Origin of the sequence: Pseudoxanthomonas indica (assembly GCF_900167565.1) — a bacterium.
In the GTDB taxonomy this organism is placed as follows: domain Bacteria; phylum Pseudomonadota; class Gammaproteobacteria; order Xanthomonadales; family Xanthomonadaceae; genus Pseudoxanthomonas_A; species Pseudoxanthomonas_A indica.
Genome location: NZ_FUZV01000002.1, coordinates 1233105 through 1259092 on the forward strand (window position 1 = coordinate 1233105; position 25988 = coordinate 1259092).

The window sequence follows — 25988 nt, forward strand, 5'->3', positions numbered from 1 at the left end:
AATCGTGGGTGAGGGCGCGAATGAGCAAACCGGCTTCCCAATTTCCTGCAGCACAGGCGGATGTTTCGCCGCTGCGTTTCGTCACTGCGGCCAGCCTGTTCGACGGCCATGACGCGGCGATCAACATCATGCGCCGGCTGATTCAGGGCCAGGGCGCCGAAGTGGTCCACCTGGGCCACAACCGTAGCGTCGAAGACGTCGTCCGCGCCGCGCTGCAGGAAGACGCCGATGGCATCGCGCTGTCCAGTTACCAGGGTGGCCATGTCGAGTACTTCAAGTACATGGTGGACATGCTCAAGGAACGCGGCGCCGACCACATCCGCGTGTTCGGCGGCGGCGGCGGCACCATCACCCCCGAAGAAATCGCCGAGCTGCAGGCCTATGGCGTCGAACGCATCTACCACCCCAATGACGGCATGAAGATGGGGCTGGTGGAAATGATCGAAGACGTGGTGGCGCGTGCGCAGAGCGCGCGTGCGGATTCGCACCGCCATATCGCCGCCTCGCCGGCAGGCAAGGGCGACGTCACCCACCGCGACGAAGCCGCCATCGGCCGGGTGCTCTCGGCCATCGAGGACGGCGAGTATTCCGAGCAGGAACTGGAAAAGCTGCGCAAGCAATGGGCAACGGCTGCGTCGCCGTTCCCGACGCCGTTTCCGGCGCCGCGTTCGCGCACCACGCCGGTCATCGGCATCACCGGCACCGGCGGTGCCGGCAAGTCCTCGGTCACCGACGAACTGTTGAATCGCTTTCTGGCGAACTTCCCGCGCATGCGGGTGGCGGTGATCTCGGTCGACCCGACCCGTCGCCGTACCGGCGGCGCGCTGCTGGGTGATCGCATCCGCATGAACTCCTTGCGCAGTGACCGCGTGTACATGCGCTCGATGGCGACGCGTCGGCAGAACGTGGCCACCAACGCCGTGCTCAAGGATTGCATCGGCTATCTGGCCTCGCTGGCCTTTGACCTGATCATTGTCGAGACCGCCGGCATCGGCCAGAGCGACTCGGAAATCGTCGACCTGGTCGATTTCCCCATGTACGTGATGACCAGCGACTACGGCGCGGCCAGCCAGCTGGAGAAGATCGACATGATCGACTTCGCCGAACTGGTGGTGCTGAACAAGTACGACAAGCGCGGCGCCGAAGACGCCCTGCGCGACGTGCGCAAGCAATGGAAGCGCAACCGGGTGGCGTTCCAGACCAAGGACGAAGACGTCCCGGTCTATCCGACCATCGCCAGCCAGTTCAATGATCCGGGCGTGAGCTGGATGTTCGCCAACCTGTGCCGCCTGCTGCGCGAGAAGCTGCAGCTGCCGGCCAGCAAGTGGACGCCGGACATCGACACCACGCTCAAGGAACCGCGCGCCACCGTGCTGATTCCCGGCGCGCGCGTGCGTTATCTGGCCGAGATTGCGGAGCAGGGCCGCGGCATCAATCGCCGTATCGAAAGCGAGTCGGAAGTGGCCAGCCGTGCGCAGAGCCTGTGGCAGGCGTTGAGCGAGCTGGAAGATCCGGCGCTGCCAAAGGCCCTGGATTTATACGCCGGCGAACACACCCTTCTCCCGCAGGCGGGGGAAGGGGCAGTGGCTGATCGGTCCGTGCTGATCCTGCGCCAGCGCTACAACGATGCGGTGCAATCGCTTTCCAGCGAGGCGCTCAAACTGCTGCGTGAATGGCCGGCGCGCCTGAAGGAAGTGACCGACGAGGTCAACGAGTACGAAGTGCGCGGCAAGACCATCCGCATCGAGAACTACCGCGAATCCCTCAGCCACCAGAAGATCCCCAAGATCGCCGCGCCGAAGTACCGCAGCTGGGGCGAGCTGCTGGTGTTCCTGCAGAAGGAGAACCTGCCGGGCAGCTATCCCTACACCGGCGGCGTGTATCCGTATCGTCGCACCGGCGAGGATCCGATCCGCATGTTCGCTGGCGAAGGCACGCCGGAACGCACCAACCGCCGCTTCCACTACCTGAGCGTCGGTCAACCGGCCGCGCGCCTGTCCACGGCCTTCGACAGCGTCACCCTGTACGGCGAAGACCCGGCGCCGCGCCCCGACATCTACGGCAAGATCGGCAACTCCGGCGTCAACATCCCCACGTTGGATGACATGAAGAAGCTGTACTCCGGCTTCGACCTGTGCGCGCCGACCACGTCGGTGTCGATGACCATCAATGGTCCGGCGCCGATCATCCTGGCGATGTTCATGAACACCGCCATCGACCAGCAGGTGGAAAAATACCTGAAGGCCGATGACGCCCGCTGGGCGGCGGCGCAGCAGCGCATCGACGAACTGTTCCACGGACGCGAGCGTCCGCGCTACGGCGGCGAGCTGCCGGCCACCAACAACGGGCTGGGGCTGGGCCTGCTCGGCGTGACCGGTGATCAGCTGGTCGACGAAGACACCTACTCGCGGATCAAGTCCGAGACACTGAAAACGGTGCGCGGCACCGTGCAGGCCGACATCCTCAAGGAAGACCAGGCGCAGAACACCTGCATCTTCAGCACCGAGTTCGCGCTGCGGATGATGGGCGACATCCAGCAGTACTTTGTCGATAACGGCGTACGCAATTTCTATTCGGTGTCGATTTCGGGCTACCACATCGCCGAAGCCGGCGCGAACCCGATTTCGCAGCTGGCCTTCACTCTGTCCAATGGCTTCACCATCGTCGAGTACTACCTGGCGCGCGGCATGAAGGTGGACGACTTCGCGCCCAACCTGTCGTTCTTCTTCAGCAACGGCATGGACCCGGAGTACACGGTGATTGGCCGGGTCGCCCGGCGCATCTGGGCGCGCGCCATGCGCGAGCGCTATGGCGCCAACGAACGCAGCCAGATGATGAAGTACCACATCCAGACCTCCGGCCGCTCGCTGCACGCGCAGGAAATCCAGTTCAACGACATCCGCACCACGCTGCAGGCCTTGTACGCGCTGTTCGACAACTGCAACAGCCTGCACACCAACGCCTACGACGAAGCGATCACCACGCCGACCGAAGAAAGCGTGCGCCGCGCCGTAGCCATCCAGATGATCATCAACAAGGAGCTGGGGCTCAACTTCAACGAGAATCCCTGGCAGGGCAGTTTTGCGGTGGAGCAGCTGACCGACCTGGTGGAAGAAGCGGTGTACAAGGAGTTCGAGGCGATCAGCGATCGTGGCGGCGTACTCGGCGCGATGGACACCATGTACCAGCGCGGCAAGATCCAGGAAGAGTCGCTGTACTACGAGCACAAGAAGCACGACGGCAGCCTGCCGCTGGTGGGCGTCAACACCTTCCTGCCGCGCGAGCACGGCGGCGAGATCGCCACCGAGATCGAGCTCATTCGATCCACCGAGGAAGAAAAGAGCCAGCAGATCGCCAATGTCCGCGGCTGGCAGGCCTCGCGCAACGCGCTGGCGCCGGAAGGCGAGACCGACCATGGCCATTCGGCCGCGCTGGAAGAGCATGCCGAGGAAGAAGTGCACGATGGCCACGGCCTGGCCTACCTGCAGAAGGCGGCGCGGGATCGGCGCAATGTGTTCGTGGCGCTGGTCGAAGCGGTGAAGACGCACAGCCTGGGGCAGATCAGCCACGCGCTGTATGACGTGGGCGGTGAGTACCGACGCAATATGTAAGTCGACGAGAAGCCCCGCATCCGCGGGGCTTTCTTTTTGAGGGAACCAGTTGGCGTGTCGATTTCACGCGACCTTATTCGTCGAAGGGTAAACAGACCTTTCCACGAGGAGGAACGCCATGTCCCTGGTCCAGCCCATCACCCCGCACCTGTGGTACGACAAGGAAGCCCGCGAGGCGGCGGATTTCTACTGCTCCCTGTTCCCCAACTCGGGGGTCACCTCGGTGACCACGATTAGCGGCACGCCTTCCGGCGACTGCGACGTGGTGTCGTTCACGCTGGCGGGCCATCCGTTCATGGCGATCAGCGCCGGCCCGCATTTCAAGTTCAATCCCGCGATCTCATTCATGCTGCACTTCGATCCGCGCGTGGATACCCACGCACGCGAGAACCTCGATGCCGCATGGGAGAAACTCATCGAGGGTGGCAAGGCCCTGATGGACATCGGCGAGTACCCTTTCAGCCAGCGCTATGGCTGGGTGCAGGATCGCTACGGCCTGTCCTGGCAGTTGATCCTGGCCAAACCTGACGCCCCATCGCGTCCCTTCATCACGCCCTCGTTGCTGTTCACCGGTGACGTGGTGGGCAAGGCGGAGCAGGCGGGCGAGTACTGGCGCTCGGTGTTCGACGACTCGCAGGCGGGTACGTTGGCCCGCTATCCCGAAGGTTCCTCGCCGGACAAGGCAGGTACGGTGATGTACTCGGACTTCGCGCTGGATGACGACTGGTTCGTCGCCATGGACAGCGGCCATGAGCACGGCTTTGCTTTCAACGAGGCGATTTCGTTCCTGGTGACCTGCCGTGATCAGGCGGAAATCGATCGCTATTGGCAGGCGCTGTCACACGTGCCGCAAGCCGAGCAATGCGGCTGGTGCAAGGATCAGTTCGGTGTGGCCTGGCAGATATCGCCGCTGTTGATGGAGGAGATCATGCAGTCGGGCGATCAGGCAAAAATCGATCGCGTGACCTCTGCGTTCCTGAAGATGAAGAAGTTCAACATTGCCGAGTTGCAGGCCGCCGCAGCCGAATGATGCAGGACGACACCAGGGGACCAATCGCCATGCGCGCGCGGGATCCAATGGCCAGCGCGTCACCACCGTCGGCGCTTATCCTGCGGTGACACGCAGTTCATTGTCATGGAGGAATCCGATGTCGCTTGCCCAACCGATCATTCCGCACCTCTGGTACGACAAGGAAGCCCGCGAAGCCGCGGAGTTCTATTGTTCGATACTTCCGGACTCCCGCATCACCTCGACGGGTGATTACAAGGAGTCGGATTCCGACGAGGGCTTGATCGTCTCGTTCGAACTGGCCGGCCAGCCGTTCATGGCGATCAACGCCGGCACCTACTTCAAGCTCAATCCCGCCATCTCCTTCATGCTCAACTTCGATCCGGTACGTGACAAACATGCGCGCGAGAAGCTCGACGCCACCTGGGACGCGTTGGCCCAGGGTGGCAAGGTGATGATGGAGCGCGGCGAGTATCCCTTCAGTCCGTACTACGGCTTCGTGCAGGATCGCTACGGGCTGTGCTGGCAGTTGATGCTCGGCAATCCGTCCGGACAGCCGCGGCCTTTCATCATGCCCAGCCTGATGTTCACCGGCGAGGTGGCCGGCAAGGCGGAGCAGGCGGCGCAGTTCTACCGTTCGGTCTTCGACGATTCGCGCGAAGGCTACACCGCGCCGCACCCCAAGGGTTCCTCACCCGACAAGCCCGGCACCGCGTTGTATACCGACTTCGTGATCGACGGCGACTGGTTCTCGGCGACGGACAGTGCCTATGAGCATGGCTTCGGTTTCAACGAAGCGGTGTCCTTCCTGATCAATTGCCGTGACCAGGCCGAGATTGATCGCTACTGGAAAGCCCTGTCCCACGTACCGGCGTCGGAACAGTGCGGCTGGGTCAAGGACCAGTTCGGCGTGTCCTGGCAGATTTCACCGTTGATGGTCGACGATGTGATGAAGTCGGGCGACCGGGCCCGCATCGACCGCCTCATGGAGTCGGCGCTGAAGATGAAGAAGATCGACATCGCCACCCTGGAGGAAGCAGTGCAGGAGGCCTGAATCGCCACCGCCGGGCTGGTAAAGTGCGCGTCCCGGAACCCACCAGTACGCGCACATGACGGCTCTCGAACGATTCCATCCCATCGGCACGCCCGGCCAGCCCTGGACGGACGCGGACAAGGCGCAGTGGCGGGCCAGCCAGGTCCGCCAGCGCAGCTACGCCGACGACGTGCTTGGCCTGATCGAAGGCCTGCGCAGCACCTTCGACGTACAGCAGTACGGCGAGCTCGATTACCAGGCCGACGGCAGGTTTCCGCTGTTCGCCGTGCGCACGCGTGACTGGCAGGCCGACCTGCCGGTGATGCTGGTCACCGGCGGCGTGCACGGCTACGAGACCAGCGGCGTGCATGGCGCGCTGCAGTTCCTGCGCCAGCATGGCCAGGACTACACCGGCCGCGCCAATCTGCTGGTCGCCCCCTGCATCAGTCCGTGGGCGTACGAGCGCATCCATCGCTGGAACCCGGATGCGATCGATCCCAATCGTTCCTTCCGCGCGGACAGTCGGGCGGGTGAGTCGGCAGCGCTGATGGCGCTGGTCGCGCCGGTGCGCGAGCAGGTGCTGATGCACATCGACCTGCACGAGACCACCGATACCGACGAATCCGAATTCCGTCCCGCACTGGCGGCACGTGATGGCAAGCCCTATGAGCCGGGCGAGATTCCCGATGGTTTTTACCTGGTCGATGACTCCGAGCATCCGCAGCCGGACTTCCAGCGCGCCGTCATCGCGGCGGTGGAGCAGGTCACCCACATTGCGCCGGCCGACGACAACAACGAGATCATCGGCTCGCCGGTGGTCGCACACGGCGTGATCCAGTACCCGCTGAAGAAGCTGGGTCTGTGCGCACGCGTCACCGATGCGCGCTACACCACCACCACCGAGGTCTATCCGGACAGCGCCCACGCCACGCCGGCGCAGTGCAACGATGCCCAGGTGGCAGCCGTGCGCGCCGCGATTGACTACGCCTTGACGCATCCCTGAGGACAATCCGGCAGTAGCGGCGGGAGCACACGACATGGCCACAGGCTGGGCAAAAGACGGCGCGGAGCAGGAACAGATTGACGCCACCGTCAACGACGGCATTGCGCGCGCGCGCCGTAACCTGCATCGCGGGCCCAGCCTGAGCCGTTGCGAGGAATGCGACGCGCCGATTCCGCTGGCGCGTCAGCGCGCCGTGCCCGGGGTGCGCCTGTGCATCGCCTGCCAGGAAGCCGCCGACCAGGCCGGGGAAGCCGGCGCGCTTTACAATCGCCGTGGCAGCAAGGACAGTCAGCTGCGTTGAGCGGGGGGCATCGCGCCGTCCGCGAATCGGGGTGATGACAGGGAAGGGGATGCGATGAGATCTCAGGTGATGGCCGCCTTGCTCGGCGCCACGGTGGTGTTCGGCGTGGGCGCGGCGCGGGCCGTGGATGCCGGCAAGCGGGACCCGCTCGACCAGCAAGTCGCATTCACCCGCGGCGCGGTGGACGGCGTGAGCCTGGGCCACTGGACCGAGCGCTGGTGGCGCTGGGCGGAAACGCAGCCCATCGAACCGTACCGAGATCCCGATGGCCGCTTCTGCGACCTGGGCCAGGACGGACCGGTCTGGTTTCTGGCCGGTACCGACGGCAGTTTCACCGCGTCACGCCACTGCATCGTGCCGGAGAACACCCACCTGCTGGTGCCGGTGATCAACATGATCTACCTGCAGGGACGCAACCGCACCCAGCCCTGCGGCGAACTTCAGGCCTATGCGGCCCTCAACAATGATCAGCTGGCCAGCGCGGTCGTGGTGCTGGATGGCCAGCCGCTGGGCGATCTGCGGCTGCATCGGGTGCGCAGCGAAGGTTGCTTCCGCATGCGCGAGGGCGACGAGCAGTCGCGCCTGGCGGCTGCCGATGGCTATTGGCTGATGCTCAAGCCACTGCCGCGCGGGCGGCATACGCTGGTGGTGGGGGCCAACTACGGTGAGCCGCATTCGCCGCATGGGCAGATGCAGCAGAACTTCGAGTACCGGCTGGACGTGGGCGGCCTGCAATTGATCAGCGCGCGCTGACAGACCGTCGCAGCGGTCCTGTCCGCTGGGCACTGCATCCGCCGTAAGCTCAGGCAACCACCACCACGAGATCGCCCATGCCGACTACCGCCTTCCGCCGTGCCCGGTACGGCCTGCTGATCGCCATGCCGTTGAGTCTGGCCGCCTGCGCCAGCGCCCCTGGCGCCAGCGCCAGCCTGCAGCCCGCGACCGATGTGCCGGTGCAGTTCCAGGTCGCCGATGCCGATGGCAGCCTGCGCGCGCCGCGCGCCGGCGAGGGGTGTCGCAACCCCCTGATCGATCCGCGCAGCCAGCTGCGCCTGGTATTGCAGCAATCCCGCGATGGCTGGGGCGACTACCAGCTGCCGGCCGGCGCCTACGAGGCGCGCGCGGGGCAGTGGCTGCGGGTGGACTGCGCCACCGGCAAGCCGCTGGGCCTGGTCGACGGCGGCTGAGCGGCTAGCGCCGCGGGTCCGCACCGAACAGGCGCTGGCCCTCAATCTCGCGCGATCGCAGACGCTCGAGCTTGGCCTGGTACTGCGCCTTCTGCGCGCCTTCGGTCAGGCGTTGCGCGTGCGCAAGCGCGCGGCCGGCGCGCCGCGAATCGCCCATATGCAGGTAGGCACGCGCCAATCCCTGATAGAACCGATGCTCTCCGTCATACAGGCGGATGGCGCGCTGGTAGTAAGTCACCGCCGCCGCGTACTCGCCCTTGCGTTCGGCATCCAGCGCCAGCAGGAATTGATCGAAGGGGTCGCGCGCGCGGATCTGTTCCAGCTGCTTCTGCAGGGGCTTGGCTTCGGCCAGCCGCCCGGTCCGGGTGTATAGCGAAGACAGGTTGAACAACGCCGGCGAATGCGCGCTGTCGACCGCCAGCGCGCGTTGGTAATCGCGTTCGGCTTCGGCGTTGTCACCCTGGCGCAGGTGCAGCACGCCCAGGTTGTTCCAGATCGGCGCGTAGGCCTGATCCAGCGCCAGCGCCCGCGCCATGTAGGCGCGCGCGCCCTCGATCTGGCCCTTGCCCAGCAGGGCCACGGCGCGGTTGCTGTAGAACAGCGCGAACAGATGGGTGTCGGAAATTTCCTTGGGTTGCTGGCGGGTAATCACCTCATCCCAGGCCACGTCCACGCTGAAACGCTGGCTGCGTATGCGGATGCCGGCATTGACGTGGTTGTTGCGATAGACGGTGTTGCCTTCCTGGAACCAGGTCAGCACGTCCTCGATTTCCTGCGCGTAGGCATTCAGGCCAATGTCGCGCGCCAGCGCAATCACCGTCAGGGTGAAGCTGAGACAGTTGACCCGCCGCGTGGCGTAGACCTGCTCGACCGTGTGGTTGGCGTCGTATTGATAGGTCAGGCCCAGGCCGCGTTCGTTGTCGAACAGGAAGGCCACCAGGCGTTCCAGCTTTTCTTCCGGCCGCAGCTTGGCGTCGGCCTGCGTCTGATCCAGCCAGTGCTGGAGATGCGAATGCATCGGCGGAGGAACGGCGAGGATTTCTTCCGGCGAAGGTGGGGGCGCGATGACTTCCACGGCCGCGATGGGCGGCGTTGGCGCCAGGGCCAGAGCAAGGGCAATCAACCAGGTGGCCATACGACCCTCCACGCCTGCGGCCAAGAACGGTCGCCCCGAGTCTATGCCTTTCCGCGGCCGCCGGGGTGAATCGGCACGCCGCCGGTCAGCGCTCCTGGCCCGTCGGTGCCGGCCATAATGCGCGCCATGCAGATCGAGCCCGCCCGCCCGCAAGACTACGAACGCCTGACCGCCATTTGGGAAGCCGCCGTGCGCGCGACCCACCATTTCCTCGCCGAGTCGGATATCCAGATGTTCCGTCCGCTGGTGCAGGGCGGGTATTTGCCGGCCGCGCCCTGGTTGCGGGTGGCGCGCGATGACGAAGGGCAGCTGCTGGGCTTCGTGGGTGTCGAGCACGGCAAGGTGGAGATGCTGTTCGTCGATCCTGCCCGTCACGGACGCGGTGTTGGCCGCGCGCTGCTGCAGCACGCGATGGCGCAGGCGGGCGCGCACAGCGTGGACGTCAACGAACAGAACCCGGCTGCGCTCGCTTTCTACCTGCGCATGGGCTTCGTGCAGGCAGGGCGCTCGGAGCGCGATGGCCTGGGCAAGCCGTTTCCTCTGCTGCACCTGCGTCTGGCCACCGGGCAGTCGCCCGAACCGCATCTATTCCGGACACAGGCATGACCATGGTTGGGGTGACCGGGCTGGCGCCCGGATGCCATGATCCGGCCTTCGTCCGCAGCCGGCGCACGCGCCTGGAGTTAGTCCGTCCATGAAGATGACCCGTCTGGTTCTTGCCCTTGGCCTGGCTTGCGCCGCCGTTTCGGCCCACGCCGAACAGCCGGCCCTGACCGCGATGACCGAGGACACCGGCGTGCCGCGCACGCCAGAACAGGCTGCGGTGGTCTTCGAACATGCCGACCTGGGCTTCAAGGTGCTGCCGGACAGCAAGCGGCTGGAAGGCGACGCCACCTTGACCTTCCGCGCCAGCGCAGCGCTGTCGAAGCTGGTCGTCGATCTGGATCGCAATTACCAGGTCAGCCGGGTCGAAGTGGATGGCCAGGCCGTGGCCACCGGCGGCTGGCGCAATCCCGAAGGCAAGATGAGCGTGGACCTGCCCAAGCCGGTGGCGAGCGGCCAGGTCGTCAAGCTGCGCATCGTCTATGCCGGCCAGCCGCACGTGGCCACGCGCGCGCCGTGGGATGGCGGCTTCGTCTGGGCCAAGGCACCGAGCGGCGAACCCTGGATTGCCTCGGCCGTACAGGGCGAGGGCTGCGATCTGTTCTGGCCCTGCATCGATCACCCGCAAGGCGAACCGCTGCTGGTGGACCAGCACATCACGGTGCCGGCGCCATTGGTGGCCGCCGGCAATGGCGTGGCCATGGGCATGCAGGAAAAAGACGGCTGGCGTACCTGGCACTGGCGCACGCGCGACCCCAATACCTACGCCATTGCGCTGAACATTGGTCCGTACGAGGAAATGAAGGGCGAGTACCACAGCCGTTTCGGCAACACGATCCCGCTGCGCTTCTGGCACCTGCGTGGGCGTGAGCAGCAGGCGCGCGAACTGTTTGCCGAATTTCCGCAGGTGCTGGATTTCTTCGAACGCAACATCGGGCCGTATCCGTTCGGCGACGAGAAGATGGGCGTGGTGGAAACCCCGCACCTGGGCATGGAACACCAGACCATCAACGCCTACGGCAACGACTACAAGAAGGACAAGTACGGCTACGACTGGCTGCTGCAGCACGAGTTCGCCCACGAGTGGTTCGGCAACCAGCTGACCAACACCGATTGGGACGACATGTGGCTGCACGAAGGGTTTGGCAGTTACATGCAGCCGCTGTATCTGCAGTACCTGCGCGGGGACATGGAGTACCACGCCGCGCTGCTGGATCAGCGCGCCGCGCTGGCCAACAAGTTCCCGATCGTCTCGGGCAAGTCGCAGACCGAGGAGGCGGTGTACAACCGCGAGCATGGCCCGGGCCTGGACATCTATTACAAGGGCTCGCTGATGCTGCACAGCCTGCGCAGCCTGATCGGCGATGAGGCGTTCTTCGCCAGCATCCGCCGCGCCGTCTACGGCACCGACACGCCCAAGCCGGGTCAGTTCAAGCCGCGCTATGTGTCCACGCGCGACTACATCGACATTGTCCGCCAGGTCACCGGCAAGGATTACGGCTGGTTCTTCGACGTCTACCTGTACCGCGCCGCCTTGCCGGAACTGCTGGCCGAGCGTGACGCCACCGGCCTGAGCCTGCGCTGGAAGACGCCGGACGCCTTGCCTTTCCCGCTGCCGGTGGACGTGCGCGTGGGCGGCAACGACGGCCCCATCCGTACCGTGGCGATGAGTGGCGGACAGGGTCACCTGGCGCTCGCCGCCGGCGAAACCTACACCCTGGACCCGCATTCCAAGCTGCTGCAGAGGCTGCCGCACATCGAGGCGTTCCAGCGCGATGCCGAAGCGCGCCGACAGGCCGCCGAGAGCGCCAGGAAGAAGTAACGCCCGCGGCCCCCGGGGCACGCCTGCCGCTGGACCATTCCCGTCGTCTTTGCATTACGGCGGGGGCCTCGCTAGATTGCGAGGCTTCTGGACGGCAGGACAGCAGGACGGCGCGATGGATGTGCGAGGCAGTCTGGTATGCGTGGGAACGGGGATGATGCTGGGGGCACACCTGGGTCCGCGTGCGCGTCGCCATATCGAACACGCCGACGTGGTGTTTGTCGCCGTTTCCGATCCGCTGGTCGAGCTGTGGCTGCAACAGATGCACCCGGATGTGCGCAGCCTGCAGCCGCTGTACGCCGAGGATCGCTCGCGCCGCGACACCTACGAGGCGATGGTCGACGCCCTGCTGACGGAAGTGCGCGCCGGTCGCCACGTCGTCGGCGCGTTCTACGGTCACCCGGGCGTGTTCGCGCGCGCTCCGCACGCGGCCATTGCGCAGGCCCGGGCCGAAGGCTTCGACGCGGTCATGGAGCCGGGCATCTCCGCCGAGGATTGCCTGTATGCGGACCTCGGCATCGATCCGGGCACCTTTGGCTGCCAGCACTACGAAGCCAGTCAGTTCATGCTGTTCCAGCGCCGCATCGATCCTTCCGCCTACCTGATCCTGTGGCAGGTGGGACTGGCCGGCGATCGCAGCCTGCGACGCACGCACACTTCGCCGGCCGAGCGCCAACTGCTGGTCGACCTGTTGGCCACCGATTATCCGTTGGACCATGAGGTGATCGCGTACGAAGCCGCGACCCTGCCCATCAGCCAGGTACGTCGCGAACACCTGATCCTGGCGACCCTGGCGCACGCGCGCCTGGAGCCACACACCACGCTGGTCGTACCGCCTTGCCGTCCGTTGCAGCCCAACCTGGCCTTGCGTGAAAAACTGGCCGCGCTGGATCCTGGAAACACCGCTTCCGCACACCCTGCTGTCGCCATTCCGTCCGCCCTTACCTGACGAATCGAGGCCTCACCATGTCCAATGCGATCCGGTTTCTTGAAAGTCTGGCCCAAGACCCTGCCTTTGCACGTCTGTCCGAGTCGCAGCGGCAAGAGCTGCTCGATCAACTCGATGTGGCGCCCGCCCAGCGCGATGCCTTGCGCGAGGGTGATGCCGAGTCGCTGAGCCGGCTGCTGGGGGGCAGGGCGCGGATGATGTGCCTGATCATCGCGCCTGGCGACGAGCCCGACAGCACCACGCCGCCGCCGGATACGGACGAGCCCGGCGAGGCGCCCGACGGTGAGCCGACCGGCTTGCCGGAGCCGGAGCGCGCCCCGGACTGACGCTGTCCGAACGAGGCCGCCCTTGAATCCCACCGCCCAGGCGCCACCGCGCGCCACGCATCGCTGGCTGCGCCGGTGCGTGGCGCTGTGGCTGGCGTCAGGCGTCTGGCTGGCGCTGGCCACGCAGCCGGTGGTGGATCCTTCCGCCCCGGCCACCGCGCAGCAGCGCCAGATCGACGCCGAGATCGAGCGCACCGATCAACTGCGCAGCACCGACGCCAAGGCTTTCGGCCAGGCCATCGAACAACTGCTGACCCTGCGCGCCCAGGCCAGTCCCCAGCAACAGGCCAGGATCGAATACCTGCAGGCGTACGGACTGTCGTATGAAGGCCGCTACGACGCGGCCATCACCCATGCACGCAACGTCATCGACACCAGCGACGACGTCGACACGCAGTTCCTGGCCGGACTGCTCATCGCCAACACGCATACCCTGCGCCGGCAGTTCGTCGATGCCCTGCGCCAACTCGACGCCACCGTGACCCTGCTGGACCAGGTCTCCACCCGCGAACTGCGTCACCGCGGCCTGTGGGTGGCGGCGTTCACCTACAGCGAAGTGGGCCAGCAGGCGCTGGGATTGACGTACGCCGAGCGCATCCTGGCGGACGAACCCACGCCACGCACGCGCTGCTTCACCCAGCAGGTGAAGTTTGATGCGATGCAGAGCATCAATCGCCTGCCCAGCGATGACCGGCCCTTGCAGGCGGCCATCGAGCAGTGCGAATCCCTGCATGAAATCGCCGCCGCCAACGCGGTGCGCATGACCTTGGCGAAGAAGTGGCTGGACGAAGGCAAGCACGCCGCCGCGGTGCAGATGCTGGAGAACCACCTGCAGGAAATCGAACAGACGCGATATGCGTACCTGATCGCGCAGATCAAAGCCATCCTGGCCGACCAGTTGCTCGAACGCGGGGATCTGGGCCAGGCGGAGGTGTATGCCAACGATGCCATCGCCCAGGGCAGCGCCGACAACAATGCCTACTCGCTGGCCAGTGCCTACCGCACCATGTTCCGCATCGCAGAACTGCGCGATGACAGCGGCCAGGCGCTGGCCTGGTACCGGCGTTACGCCGAAGCGGACAAGACCTATCTCAACGAGGTCAAGGCGCGCGAACTGGCCTACCAGATGGTGCGCCAGGAAACGCTGGAAAAATCGCGGGTGATCCAGAAGCTGGACAGCCAGAACCAGGTGCTGAAGCTGCAGCGCAACCTGGAGCTGCAGTCGGCCAAGACCACCCGGCTCATCGTGGTCCTGCTGGTGCTGCTGCTGGCCAGCGCCATCTACTGGACCTACAAGACCAAGCGCGTACAGATGTCGCTCAAGCATCTGGCCGAAACCGACGCGCTCACCGACGTGTGCAATCGCCACCACTTCCATCAACTGGCCACCCATCACCTGCAGCAGAGCGAAAAGGCAGGGGCCGAGTGCGCCTTGATCATGTTCGACCTGGATCACTTCAAGTCCATCAATGATCACTTCGGTCACCCGGTGGGCGACTGGGTGCTCAAGCAGGTCGCGCAGGCATGCCGGACGTTTTGCCGCCGCATCGACGTACTCGGTCGCCTGGGCGGCGAGGAATTCGCCCTGTTGCTGGTGGGCTGCGATCTGCGCGCCGCCGGTCGCCTGGCCGAGGACATGCGCCTGCGCCTGGGCAATATCGACACCAGCCAGACCGGGCAGACCTTCGTGGTCTCGGCCAGCTTCGGCGTCGCCTCCACGTCGCGCGAAGGCTTTGCCCTCGACCAGCTGCTGTCACGCGCCGATGACATGCTCTACCTGTCCAAGTCGCGCGGACGCAACCGGGTCAGTGGCCACCAGGGCGAGGACCCGCCGCCTCACCCGGGCAACGGGCAGGGCAGGGATCGCTCGGCGCCCGGCGGCCCCGCCGCTCCGGGCCATGCCGCCGCCCAAGGCTTGGGCTAGAATCGTTACGCAAATCACATCCGGCGGGGAAGCCGGATCACCAACCCAAGGGGATTGACCATGTCGAACACCGTTCGTTTTCTGGAAGCCATTGCACAGGATCCTGCACTGGCCCAATTGTCGACTGCCGAGCGCGAAGCGCTGATGGCCTCGTTTGGCCTGTCCGACGATGAGCGAGCCGCGGTCCGCAATCTCGACGCGTCCGGCCTCAGCCAGCTGTTGCAGGGACGCAGCAAGATGAGTGCGTTGCAGTTCCCGGGCGATGGCGACGAACCGCAGCGCGATGACGAACCGCAGCGTGACGATGATTCGCCGGCAGACGATGACGACGACAAGTCGATCCGCCAAGCGTCGCTGCACTGAGCACGACGCGCGCAAGGCAATGGCCGTGAACAGGCGCCTCGGCAGGCAGGCAGGAGGGCTACTGGCCCTCCTGCTGCTTGCGTGCAACTGCCTGGCCGCGCCCGCGGTGAGCGAACTGCTGGAGCAGGCCGAGACCCTGCGCAGTTCCGATCCCGCGCGCTTTGATGCGCTGCTGACCCAGGTCAGCCAGCGCAAGCAAGAGCTCAGCAGCGCACAAGGGCAGCAACTGGCCTATCTGCAGGCTTACCGGCTGGCCTTTGCCGGCGACTACGACAACGCGATTCCGCGGCTGAAGAACCTGATTGCCGATTCACCGGACAGCGATACGCGCTTCCGGGCCGGCGCGCTGCTGGTCAACATCTATACCAAGAGCCGCCAGTTCGCCGACGGCCTGCGCCAGTTGGGCGACACCCTGGTCCATATCGATCAGGTCCACAACAGCGACATCCGCACCCATGGCTTGATCGAGGCGGCCTACATCCACAACGAAGTGGGCCAGTACCGGCTGGGCCTGCACTACGCCGAACGCCTCCTGGCCGCCGAGCTTCCGCCGCGCACGCGCTGTTTCGCCGAGTACCTGCGCTACGACGCGATGCAGAACCTGGCCGTGCTGCCGACCTCGGATGCGCCGATGGAAGAGGCCATCCGCACCTGCGAAAGCATCGGCGAAGTCGTGCTGGTCAATTACGTCCGCACCACCCTGGCCCGCAAATGGGTGGCCGAGCGCAAACGTGACGCCGCCATTGTCCTGCTGCAGCGGCATTTGCCGGAGGTGGAGCGCGCGCGCTATCCGTTCCTGACCGTGCAGTTCAAATCGCTGCTCGGCGAGCTGATGTTCGAAAAGGGCGACATGGCGGCGGCGGACAGCTATGCCTCCGAGACCGTGGCCCTGAGCAGCGCCGTGGGCAACACCTACGCCCTGGTCAGCGCCTATCGCACGCTTTACCAGGTGGCCGAGCGCCGTCGCGACGACGAGACTGCGCTGGTCTACTACCGCCGCTATGCCGAGGCCGACAAGGCCTACCTCAACGAGGTCAAGGCGCGCGAACTGGCGTACCAGATCGTCCGCCAGGAAACGCTGGAGAAGTCGCAGCAGATCCAGCGCCTGGATAGCCAGAACCAGCTGCTGCAGCTGCAGCGCAAACTGGAACTCAAGTCCGGCCAGAACACCCGCCTGATCATCGTGCTGCTGGTGCTGCTGCTGGCCAGCATCGCCTTCTGGGCCTATCGCACCAAGCGCACGCAGATTTCGTTCAAGCGCCTGGCCGAGACCGACGCGCTGACCGGCGCCTGCAACCGCAGCCATTTCACCCAGCGCGCCGAACGGCTGCTCGCACAGGCGGGGCGCACCGGCGAGGAAGTGGCGTTGGTGATGTTCGATCTGGACCACTTCAAGAACATCAATGATCGCCACGGCCACGCGGCGGGCGACTGGGTGCTGCGGCGGGTGGTGGAACTGGGTCGTGGGCTGTCGCGCAAGGTCGATCTGATCGGCCGGCTCGGCGGCGAAGAGTTCGCCATGCTGATCTACGCCTGCGACTTGCCCTCGGCGACCCGCGTCGCCGACGAATGCCGCGCCCGTATCGCCGCCCTCGACTCGCGCGAAACCGGCCACGTCTTCACTGCCACCGCCAGCTTCGGCATCGCCAGTACCGCGCAGGGCGGGCTGGAACTGGCGCGGCTGATGTCATTGGCCGATCGCATGCTGTACCGGGCCAAGCACGAAGGCCGCAATCGCATCTGCGTGTACGAAGGCGGCTATGGCCTGACCGACCACTCGGCGCCGGCCTCCAACGACGGCCTGGTGGAAGAGACCTCGCCGCCGCGCAAGCCGACCGACGCCGGGGTCGAGCGTCTGGGCACCTGAGGCGTCGTTCCAGGTCGCGTGCCGCGCGAGGTAAGCTGTGGTTCCAGGCGCCACGGGCGCCACGACTCAAGGAGTGTTCGATGATCCAGCGTTTCGAAGTGGGCCCCCGCCTGTCCGAGATGGCCATCCACAATGGCGTGGTGTACCTGGCCGGGCAGGTTGCCGACGAAGCCAGCCATGACATCCGTGGCCAGACCCGGCAGGTGCTGGCGTCCATCGATGCGCTGCTGGCCCAGGCCGGCACCGACAAGACCAAGATCCTGCGCGCGGAAATCTTTCTCAAGGACCTCATCGACTTTGCCGGCATGAACGAAGCCTGGGACGAGTGGGTCGTCGCCGGCCATACCCCCCCGCGCGCGACCGTGCAGGCCCGCCTGGCCGATGCGGAGTGGCTGGTGGAAATCGTGATCACCGCGGCGGTCTGAGAAAGGGTTTGACCAATCCCGGCCCGGCCGATTAACATACGCGCCCCGAGATTCGGGCGGTTAGCTCAGCGGTAGAGCACTGCTTTCACACGGCAGGGGTCACAAGTTCGAAACTTGTACCGCCCACCATATAAGCCCTTGAAGTTCCGGGCCGGTATACGAAAAGGCCACTCGAACGAGTGGCCTTTTTTGTTGCCCGTGATGCGGCGGCGGACGCTTGGCTGGCCTGCGCCCCCGAAGATCGATCAGTGCGTCAGCGCCCGCACCGCACCCTTCATGCCGGCCTTGGCCTTCTCGGCCGCCAGCGTGGCGGCGGCGCCGTCGGAGGTCTTCCACGCTTCATAGTCCTCATCCAACTGAGCGCGCTCCTCGGCGCTGAACATCTTGCGCGCCATCTTGAACATGGTGTCTTCCTCTTCCTTGGCGTGGTGTTCGATCAGCTCGCCGAATACCTTGGTGCGGCCGGCGAATTCCGGTGTACCCGGCTCGGCGGCGTGGACCTCGGGAATCACCGAGTTCTCGACCGCGTGATGTTCGGCCACGGCCTCCGCGTGGGTCTGCAGGCCGTCGCGATCCGCGCGTTCCTTGAAGGCGGGGTAGAGCACCTTCTCTTCCCACTTCGCGTGCGGGATCAGCGCGGCTTCGATCTGTTCCAGCAGGCCCTGGCGTTTCTTGACGCCGCGATCGGTGGTGGCCTTGAGCTCCTTGAACAGGTCACGCAGTTCGTCGTGTTCGGCCTTCAGCGTCTTGAGGATGTCGCGCTTCATCGTTCACCTGCCTGTCTGTTGGATGGGTTGGCTGGGATGAAGATTGCATCCTGAGAGTGGAGATAATGTGCATGTTGCATGTTGCATGTCCGCTATCGCCCCACGCGTGCGGCCAGGTCCGCCGGATAGCGATCGCCCTGCACCTGGATCTGCGCCAGCGCCGCATCGATTCCGCGCAGATCCTCAGCACTCAACGCGACACGTTCGGCGGCGATGTTCTCCTCGAGCCGATGCAGCTTGGTCGTGCCCGGAATCGGCGCGATCCAGGGCTTCTGCGCCAGCAGCCAGGCCAGGGCGATCTGCGCCGGCGTCGCCTGCCGATCAGCGGCCAGCGTGCCGAGCAAATCGACCAGCGCCTGGTTGGCCTTGCGTGCCTCGGCGGAGAAACGCGGGATGCCCTTGCGGAAGTCGCCGTCGGCCAGCTCGGTGTTCTCGTCGATTTTTCCGGTCAGGAAGCCACGCCCCAGCGGACTGAAGGGGACGAAGCCGATGCCGAGCTCTTCGCACAGCGGCAGCAAGGCTTTTTCGGGTTCGCGCCACCACAGCGAGTATTCGCTTTGCAGCGCCGCCACCGGCTGCACCGCATGGGCGCGGCGAATCGACTCCACGCCCGCTTCCGACAGGCCGAAGTGCTTGACCTTGCCCTCGGCGATCAAGTCCTTGACCGTGCCAGCCACATCCTCCTTCGGCACGTCCTGATCCACGCGGTGCTGGTAGAACAGGTCGATGCGATCGGTGCGCAGGTGCCTGAGCGAGGTTTCCGCCACCTTGCGGATGTTGGCGGGCGTGCTGTCCATGCCATCCTTGGGCTCGCCATGGCGGAAGCCGAACTTGGTGGCGATCACCACCTGATCGCGGAACGGCGCCACCGCCTCGCCGAGCATCTGCTCATTGAGCGCGCCATAGGCCTCGGCGGTATCGAAGAAGGTCACCCCGCGTTCGAAGGCCGCGCGGATGAGGTCGACGCCTTGCTGGCGATCCAGACCAGGCCCATAGGCAAAGCTCAAGCCCATGCAGCCCAGGCCGAGGGCGGAAACAGTGGGGCCTTGGCGGCCCAGGGTGCGGGTGTGCATGCTGCGTTCCAGCGGCGGGGGAGGCCGACAGTCTGCGCTTCCTAGCCATCGATGTCCGCCCGCATCCGCCGCAGCGCCTGCTCGGCGTCACCGACGATCAGCGGCGCCGGTACGGCCAGCATCAGGTTGAGCGGCAGGCCGAATTCCTCCAGCGCCCAGCCGGCGGCATCCACTTCACCACCGGGGCCGATGGCGTCCGGATGCTGGCGGCGGATGCGCTCGGCAAAGCTGCCGTGCTCGGGCAGGTAGCCATACACCGGCTTGCCCAGCGCGATGGCGTAGCCGCACTCGAAGCAGGTGCCGCTGTCCGGCTCCGGGCCGCGGAAGAAATCCAGATTGGCCAGCACCGCATCGGCGCGCCGAATCAGGGCGATGTTGGCCTGGTAGATCCAGTGGGCCTGCGCGGCAGGCGCGGTGATGGCCGGCGGTACGGACTGGTCGAGCGGGAACAGGCCCTCGAAGCCGTAACGCGAGCACAGGTCCTTCAATGCCTCACCGCGGGCGCTGGCATCGGGGCGGAAGACATCGGGGCCGGCGAGGTAGACGGTTTTCATCGTGCGTGGATTCCGGGTGAAGGCGAACGGCTGGTCGAGATCATTGCGGTTAAGGCTACGGGCCTGGAGCGGCCCGAGCGTTGATCCCGATCAGCCGCCTGCCGGCGCCCGCATGCAATTTGTTGACATCCGGTCCCGCATAGTCGAGCTCACTACCCGGTGGAATTCCACGCTACCTCCAACACGGATTGGGAGCCTCATGCCTAGCAGTTCTGGAACGAACGACATCGTCGAGGCCCGGATTTCCTCCGGCAATGCCGGCCTGGACGACATCCTGGGCGGCGGATTCGACGCCGATCGCATGTACCTGTACGAGGGCAAGCCCGGCACCGGCAAGACCACGCTGGCGCTGGAATTCCTGCTGGAAGGCGCACGCCAGGGCGAGAAAGTCCTGTATGTCTCGCTCTCGGAAACCGAGCGCGAACTGCACCTGGTCGCCAACCGGCATGGATGGAACCTGGACGGCGTGGAGATTTTCGAACTGGTACCGCCGGAAACCACGCTCGATCCGACCCAGGAGATCACCGTGCTGCATCCGGTGGAAGTGGAACTGGGCGAGACCACCAAGCTCATCCTCAACAAGGTGTCCGAACTCAATCCCAGCCGGGTGGTGATCGACAGCCTGTCCGAACTGCGCTTGTTGGCGCAGAGTTCGCTGCGCTATCGCCGGCAGGTGCTGGCGCTCAAGCATTTCTTCGCCACGCGCCGCTGCACGGTGGTGCTGCTCGACGACATGACCTCGCAGCAGAACGATCTTCAGCTGCATTCCATCTCGCATGGCGTGATCCTGCTGGAGCAGCTGGCCATCGAATACGGCGCGGAGCGCCGGCGCGTGCGGGTGGTGAAGATGCGCGGCATCGCTTTCCGCGGCGGCTTCCACGATTTCAAGATCATCAAGGGCGGGCTGGAGATCTATCCGCGCCTGATTGCGGCCGAGCACCACAGCAACTTCGTCGGCGACCCCACGCCCAGCGGCAATGCGGAGCTGGACAAGCTGCTGGGCGGCGGCCTGGAGCGCGGCACCAATGCGCTGTTGATTGGTTCGGCCGGCGTGGGCAAATCCTCGCTGGCGCTGACCTACGCCATCGCAGCGGCCAAGCGCGGCGAGTGCACGGCCTTCTTCGCCTTCGACGAGGGTCGCGGCACCCTGGAAGCGCGTGCGCGCACGCTGGGGCTGGATCTGCAGCCGGCGATCGACTCGGGATTGATCCTGTTCCAGCAGATCGATCCGGCAGAAATGTCGCCGGGCGAGTTCGCCAGCATCGTGCGCAGGCGGGTCGAGAAAGACAATGCCCGCGTGGTGGTGATCGACAGCTTGAACGGCTATCTCAATGCGATGCCGGACGGGCGCTTCCTGATCCTGCAGATGCACGAGCTGCTCAGTTATCTGGGGCAGCAGGGCGTGCTGACCATCCTCATCCTGGCCCAGCACGGCCTGGTGGGGCCGATCGACACGCCGCTGGACATCAGCTACCTGAGCGATGCGGTGCTGATGCTGCGCTACTTCGAACATGCCGGCACCGTGCGGCGCGCGCTGTCGGTGGTCAAGAAGCGCAGTGGCGATCACGAGCACACCATCCGCGAGTTCCAGCTGAGCAGCAAAGGCCTGGACGTGGGGCCGCCGCTGACGGAGTTCACCGGCGTGTTCTCCGGCACACCGGCCTACACCGGCGGGGGCGAGCCCCTGCTGCATGGCAGTCAACGTGGCAAGGAGTGAGGAAGCCAGCCAACGCGTACTGGTGTTCGCGCCTATCGGTCGCGACGGAAAATCCGTCTCCGAGTTGCTGATACGGTCGGGCATTGCCACCGACGTCTGCAAGGACTACGACGACCTGCTGCGTGGACTGGAAGCAGGTGCCGATGCAGCCATCGTCGCCGAGGAAGGTCTGTTCGGCCAGCCGCTGGACTTGCTGGATGAGTGGCTGGCAAACCAGCCGCCATGGTCCGATCTGCCCTTTGTCATGCTCACCAGCCACCACGAGGAACCCAACGTAGCCAAGTGGCGGCATCAGCAGATCCAGCGCTTGGGCAATGTGTCGCTGATCGAGCGGCCGGTGCAGGCCATCACCCTGCTCAGCGTGATGCGCACGGCGCTGCGGGCGCGCCGCCGACAACTGGAAATCCGCGCGCACATTCTGGCGCGCGAAGGTGCGGCGGCGGAACTGGAGTCGCTGGTGCTCAAGCGCACCGCCGAACTGCAGGCCGCCAACGTGGCCCTGCGCGACGAAATGAGCGAACGCGCGCGGGTCGAACAGTCGCTGCGGCATGCACAGAAGCTGGAGGCCGTCGGCCAGCTCACCGGCGGCATCGCGCACGACTTCAACAATCTGCTGATGGTGATTACCGCCGGCCTGGAAATGCTGGAACGGCGCAGCGACCCCGCGCGCCGCGAAACCCTGATGCGCGGCATGCGCCAGGCGGCGCAACGCGGTGCCGGCCTGACCCGGCAGTTGCTGGCCTTCTCGCGCAGTCGCGAACTGCGGCCGGAGTCGGTGGATCTGGCGCGACTGATCAGTGATACCCGCGCGTTGTTGGATCGCAGCCTGCGCGGCGATATCGAAGTCAACGTGGATCTGGCGCCGGGCCTTTGGCCGGTGATTGCCGATCCCGGCGAACTGGAACTGGTGATCCTCAACCTGGCGGTCAACGCGCGTGATGCGATGCCGAACGGGGGTGTCATCACCTTGCAGGGTGAGAACGTGGACGATGCCGATGGCCGTGGGGAGTTCGTGCGCCTGGCCGTGCGCGATACCGGTGTGGGCATGGCGGATGCGATCAAGGCGCGGGTATTCGAACCGTTTTTCACCACCAAGGATGTCGGCAAGGGATCGGGCCTGGGGCTGGCGCAGGTGTATGGCTTTGCCAAGCAGTCCGGCGGCTCGGTGACGATTGATTCGACGGTCGGGCAGGGCACCACCATCACTCTGTTGCTGCCCCGCTCGCATGCACCGGCGCAAGCGCACGGGCCGATGACGCTGGCCGCGGAAGCGAGCCCGCCCCGATCCAATCTGTGCGTGCTGCTGGTGGAGGATGACGGCGAGGTGGCGGCGCTGGTTGGCGAGATGTTGCACAGCATCGGCTACGAGGTGCTGCACACGGCGAGCGCCGCCGCCGCCCTGGGCGCGCTGGCCAACGGACGGCGGGTGGACCTGGTGTTCTCCGACATCATGATGCCGGGCGGCACCAATGGCGTGGAACTGGCCAGGGAAGTGCGCAAGCGCCGGGCCGATCTGCCCATCCTGTTGACCAGCGGTTTTTCCGAAGCGATCCGCAAGGACGCCGACGCGCTCGGCATTCCGGTCCTGAGCAAGCCCTACGGGCTGGAAGATCTGCGCGCCGCCGTGGAAGCTCAACTGGCCGGGTACGCCGTCGCGACGCCGTCCTGACAACGGCGATACGTTGCGACGGCGCCGCGATCTCAGCCTCTGCGACGGCGCTGACTTCTTATTGGCGCCCGTCCCAGGAGTGCGCCCATGTCCGTCCCCGCCCGCGATCTTGTCCGCGCCCATCGCGATCTGATTCCCGCCACCACGGCCGGCGGCGATGGCGGACGGCTGGCGGCGCGGCTGGAGAGCAAGTATCCGGACCGGGTCACCGGCAGCTTCACCCTGCCGGGCCGCGAGGGCTGCTACGCACCTTTGCCGGAAGATCTGCCGGCCGCGCTCGCCAAGGCGCTGCGCGCGCGCGGCATCGAGCAGCTTTACGCGCACCAGGCCGAAGCCTGGCAGCACGCGCAGGCCGGCGAGCATCTGGTCATCGCCACGCCCACGGCCTCGGGCAAGTCGCTGTGCTACACCTTGCCGGTGGTGGCGGCGGCGCTGGGCGGCACTGCCAAGGCGCTGTATCTGTTCCCGACCAAGGCGCTGGCGCAGGATCAGGTCAGCGATCTGCTGGAGCTCAATGCGGCGGGCAACCTGGGGGTCAAGGCATTCACCTTCGATGGCGATACCCCCGGCGATGCGCGCCAGGCCATCCGCCTGCACGGCGACATCGTGGTCAGCAACCCGGACATGCTGCACCAGGCGATCCTGCCGCATCACACCAAGTGGGCGCAGTTCTTCGAGAACCTGCGCTACGTGGTGATCGACGAAATCCACACCTACCGCGGCGTGTTCGGTTCGCACGTGGCCAACGTGCTGCGCCGCCTGCAGCGGGTGTGCGCATTCTATGGCGCCACGCCGCAGTTCATCCTGTGCTCGGCCACCATCGGCAATCCCAAGGCGCATGCCGAGGCGCTGCTGGAAGCCGACGTCCACGCCATCACCGAGTCCGGCGCGCCCACCGGCGACAAGCATGTGCTGCTGTGGAATCCGCCGGTGGTCAATCCGGATCTGGGCCTGCGCGCCTCGGCGCGTTCGCAGAGCAACCGCATTGCACGGGTGGCGATCAAGGCGGGCTTGAAGACGCTGATCTTCGCGCAGTCGCGGACCATGGTGGAAGTGCTCACCAAGTACCTCAAGGACATCTTCGACCACGATCCGCGCAAGCCGCCACGCATCCGCGCCTATCGCGGCGGCTACCTGCCCACCGAACGCCGCCAGGCCGAGCGCGACATGCGCGAAGGCAAAATCGACGGCATCGTCTCCACCTCGGCGCTGGAGCTGGGCGTGGATATCGGCAGCCTCGATGTGGTGGTGCTCAACGGCTATCCGGGCGCGATTTCCTCCACCTGGCAGCGCTTCGGCCGCGCCGGGCGCCGGCAGCAGGCCTCGCTGGGCGTGCTGGTGGCCAGCTCGCAGCCGCTGGATCAGTACGTGGTGCGGCATCCGGAATTCTTTGCCGACAGCCCGCCGGAGCACGCACGCATCGCCGCCGATCAGCCGATGATCCTGCTCGACCATATCCGCTGTGCGGCATTCGAGCTGCCGTTCCTGGCCGGCGAACGATTCGGGCCGGTCGATCCGGCGCCGTTCCTGGAGCTGTTGAGCGAGGACGCGGTGGTGCATCGTGAGGGCGACCGCTTCGAATGGATTGCCGACAGCTACCCCGCCAACGCGGTCAGCCTGCGCTCGGTGGCCGACGGCAACTTCGTGGTGGTGGATCGCACCAACGGGCGCCAGACCATCATCGCCGAAGTGGATTTCAGCGCGGTGCCGTTGACCCTGTACGAAGGCGCCATCCACATGATCCAGTCCACCCCGTACCAGGTGGAAAAACTGGACTGGGAAGGCCGCAAGGCCTACGTCACCCGCACCCACGTGGACTACTACACCGACGCCATCGACTACACCAAGCTCAAGGTGCTGGATCGCTTCGATGGCAGCCGGGCAGGCGAGGGCACCTGCCACCACGGCGAAGTACATGTGGTGCGGCGCGTGGCCGGCTACAAGAAAATCCGCTACTACACCCACGAAAACATCGGCTACGGCCCGGTCAACCTGCCGGATCAGGAGATGCACACCACCAGCCTGTGGTGGCAACTGCCGCCGGACGTGCTGCACGCGGCATTCGCCTCGCGCCAGCAAGCGCTGGATGGCTTCCTCGGCGCAGCCAATGCGCTGCATATCGCCGCCACGGTGGCGGTGATGGCCGAAGGTCGCGATTTGCAGAAAGCCGTGGGCGACGGCGATGGGGCCTGGTTCGCCTTGCCGGATACGCAGGGACGCGGGCAGATTCGCGGCGGCGAAGGCCAGCTGATGTCGCCGCAGGATGGCGACCGCTTCGTGCCTACCTTGTACCTCTACGACAACTACCCCGGTGGCATCGGCCTGAGCGAACCGCTGTGGCACCGCCAGCGCGAACTCGTGCTCAAGGCCGGCGAGCTCATTGCCGGTTGTGACTGCCGTGCCGGTTGTCCGGCCTGCGTAGGCCCGATTCTGGCGGCAGACGAAGACGCCGAGGTCACGCCCAAGACATTGGCCCAGCGCGTGCTGACGCAGTTGGCCAGCGTATGAGTACCGTCGCGCTCGACCGCCTGCGTGCGCTCCGCCAGCAGACCGGCATCGCACCAACCATCACTCCAACGCCGACGCCACCTGCCCGTGTAGGAGGGCCTGTAGGAGGGACTTTAGTCCCGACCGCAAACGATCCAACCTC

General features: G+C 65.7%; 22 protein-coding genes and 1 tRNA gene. 19 read left to right on the top strand and 4 right to left on the bottom strand.

The genetic code is table 11. The annotated features are described in order from the left end of the window. The first annotated feature begins 20 nt into the window (after window positions 1–20). The 7 genes from B5X78_RS16375 to B5X78_RS16405 all read left to right on the top strand — a co-directional run bounded on the left by B5X78_RS16375 (window position 21) and on the right by B5X78_RS16405 (window position 8144). Window positions 21–3611 carry a methylmalonyl-CoA mutase family protein gene (locus B5X78_RS16375; protein ID WP_079725766.1) on the top strand — a complete coding sequence of 1197 codons (3591 nt, stop codon included), beginning with the start codon at window positions 21–23 and terminating at the stop codon, window positions 3609–3611. 118 nt (window positions 3612–3729) lie between these two features. Next, a complete protein-coding gene (locus B5X78_RS16380; protein ID WP_079725767.1) occupies window positions 3730–4641 on the top strand; it encodes a VOC family protein in 912 nt (303 codons plus the stop codon). A 118-nt stretch (window positions 4642–4759) separates the two neighbouring features. Beyond that, on the top strand, window positions 4760–5674 hold the full coding sequence (locus B5X78_RS16385) for a VOC family protein (protein ID WP_079725769.1): 915 nt from the start codon (window positions 4760–4762) through the stop codon (window positions 5672–5674). A 55-nt stretch (window positions 5675–5729) separates the two neighbouring features. Continuing rightward, window positions 5730–6656, top strand: coding sequence for a M14 family metallopeptidase (locus B5X78_RS16390; RefSeq protein ID WP_079725771.1), 927 nt, complete (start codon window positions 5730–5732; stop codon window positions 6654–6656). Between the two features lie 34 nt (window positions 6657–6690). Then, window positions 6691–6957 carry a DksA/TraR family C4-type zinc finger protein gene (locus tag B5X78_RS16395; protein ID WP_079725773.1) on the top strand — a complete coding sequence of 89 codons (267 nt, stop codon included), beginning with the start codon at window positions 6691–6693 and terminating at the stop codon, window positions 6955–6957. 69 nt (window positions 6958–7026) lie between these two features. Then, window positions 7027–7710, top strand: coding sequence for a hypothetical protein (locus B5X78_RS16400; protein ID WP_229730754.1), 684 nt, complete (start codon window positions 7027–7029; stop codon window positions 7708–7710). 77 nt (window positions 7711–7787) lie between these two features. After that, window positions 7788–8144, top strand: coding sequence for a hypothetical protein (locus tag B5X78_RS16405; protein ID WP_079725777.1), 357 nt, complete (start codon window positions 7788–7790; stop codon window positions 8142–8144). Window positions 8145–8148: 4 nt separating this feature from the next. Here the strand turns inward: B5X78_RS16405 and B5X78_RS16410 are convergent, their stop codons facing one another. Continuing rightward, window positions 8149–9279, bottom strand: a complete 1131-nt coding sequence (locus B5X78_RS16410) for a tetratricopeptide repeat protein (RefSeq protein ID WP_176140890.1) — start codon at window positions 9277–9279, stop codon at window positions 8149–8151. Window positions 9280–9405: 126 nt separating this feature from the next. Between B5X78_RS16410 and B5X78_RS16415 the strand changes: the two genes are divergently transcribed. The 9 genes from B5X78_RS16415 (at window position 9406) to B5X78_RS16455 (ending at window position 17687) form a co-directional block, all read left to right on the top strand. Further along, on the top strand, window positions 9406–9885 hold the full coding sequence (locus tag B5X78_RS16415) for an acetyltransferase (RefSeq protein ID WP_079725781.1): 480 nt from the start codon (window positions 9406–9408) through the stop codon (window positions 9883–9885). Between the two features lie 88 nt (window positions 9886–9973). After that, window positions 9974–11704, top strand: a complete 1731-nt coding sequence (locus B5X78_RS16420) for a M1 family metallopeptidase (RefSeq protein WP_139381604.1) — start codon at window positions 9974–9976, stop codon at window positions 11702–11704. A 115-nt stretch (window positions 11705–11819) separates the two neighbouring features. Continuing rightward, complete coding sequence (locus B5X78_RS16425) at window positions 11820–12653, top strand: SAM-dependent methyltransferase (protein WP_176140891.1); 834 nt, start codon at window positions 11820–11822, stop codon at window positions 12651–12653. A gap of 17 nt (window positions 12654–12670) precedes the next feature. After that, window positions 12671–12979 (top strand): hypothetical protein, encoded by a 309-nt coding sequence (locus B5X78_RS16430; protein ID WP_079725785.1) that lies wholly within the window; start codon window positions 12671–12673, stop codon window positions 12977–12979. A gap of 22 nt (window positions 12980–13001) precedes the next feature. Beyond that, on the top strand, window positions 13002–14903 hold the full coding sequence (locus B5X78_RS16435; protein ID WP_079725786.1) for a sensor domain-containing diguanylate cyclase: 1902 nt from the start codon (window positions 13002–13004) through the stop codon (window positions 14901–14903). 60 nt (window positions 14904–14963) lie between these two features. Further along, complete coding sequence (locus tag B5X78_RS16440) at window positions 14964–15266, top strand: hypothetical protein (RefSeq protein ID WP_139381605.1); 303 nt, start codon at window positions 14964–14966, stop codon at window positions 15264–15266. Window positions 15267–15291: 25 nt separating this feature from the next. Then, window positions 15292–17133 (top strand): sensor domain-containing diguanylate cyclase, encoded by a 1842-nt coding sequence (locus tag B5X78_RS16445; RefSeq protein WP_139381606.1) that lies wholly within the window; start codon window positions 15292–15294, stop codon window positions 17131–17133. An 80-nt stretch (window positions 17134–17213) separates the two neighbouring features. Continuing rightward, window positions 17214–17558 carry a RidA family protein gene (locus B5X78_RS16450; protein WP_079725792.1) on the top strand — a complete coding sequence of 115 codons (345 nt, stop codon included), beginning with the start codon at window positions 17214–17216 and terminating at the stop codon, window positions 17556–17558. A gap of 54 nt (window positions 17559–17612) precedes the next feature. Beyond that, window positions 17613–17687: transfer RNA gene (locus B5X78_RS16455), tRNA-Val, on the top strand. A 116-nt stretch (window positions 17688–17803) separates the two neighbouring features. On the opposite strand, the gene B5X78_RS16460 is transcribed toward B5X78_RS16455, so the two are convergent. The 3 genes from B5X78_RS16460 to B5X78_RS16470 all read right to left on the bottom strand — a co-directional run bounded on the left by B5X78_RS16460 (window position 17804) and on the right by B5X78_RS16470 (window position 19952). Further along, window positions 17804–18325, bottom strand: a complete 522-nt coding sequence (locus B5X78_RS16460; protein ID WP_079725794.1) for a hemerythrin domain-containing protein — start codon at window positions 18323–18325, stop codon at window positions 17804–17806. Between the two features lie 92 nt (window positions 18326–18417). Continuing rightward, on the bottom strand, window positions 18418–19398 hold the full coding sequence (locus B5X78_RS16465; protein ID WP_079725796.1) for an aldo/keto reductase: 981 nt from the start codon (window positions 19396–19398) through the stop codon (window positions 18418–18420). A 41-nt stretch (window positions 19399–19439) separates the two neighbouring features. Next, window positions 19440–19952 carry a nucleoside 2-deoxyribosyltransferase gene (locus B5X78_RS16470; protein ID WP_079725798.1) on the bottom strand — a complete coding sequence of 171 codons (513 nt, stop codon included), beginning with the start codon at window positions 19950–19952 and terminating at the stop codon, window positions 19440–19442. Between the two features lie 199 nt (window positions 19953–20151). Here B5X78_RS16470 and B5X78_RS16475 point away from each other — a divergent pair, with 199 nt between their 5' ends. The 3 genes from B5X78_RS16475 to B5X78_RS16485 all read left to right on the top strand — a co-directional run bounded on the left by B5X78_RS16475 (window position 20152) and on the right by B5X78_RS16485 (window position 25846). Then, entirely contained in the window at window positions 20152–21669 is a 1518-nt protein-coding gene (locus B5X78_RS16475; RefSeq protein ID WP_079725800.1) for an ATPase domain-containing protein, read from the top strand. Beyond that, on the top strand, window positions 21644–23338 hold the full coding sequence (locus tag B5X78_RS16480) for an ATP-binding protein (RefSeq protein WP_079725802.1): 1695 nt from the start codon (window positions 21644–21646) through the stop codon (window positions 23336–23338). Before B5X78_RS16475 ends, B5X78_RS16480 begins: the two co-directional genes overlap by 26 nt. Before the next feature lie 87 nt (window positions 23339–23425). Beyond that, window positions 23426–25846 carry a DEAD/DEAH box helicase gene (locus tag B5X78_RS16485; RefSeq protein ID WP_079725804.1) on the top strand — a complete coding sequence of 807 codons (2421 nt, stop codon included), beginning with the start codon at window positions 23426–23428 and terminating at the stop codon, window positions 25844–25846. The last annotated feature ends 142 nt before the right edge of the window (window positions 25847–25988 follow it).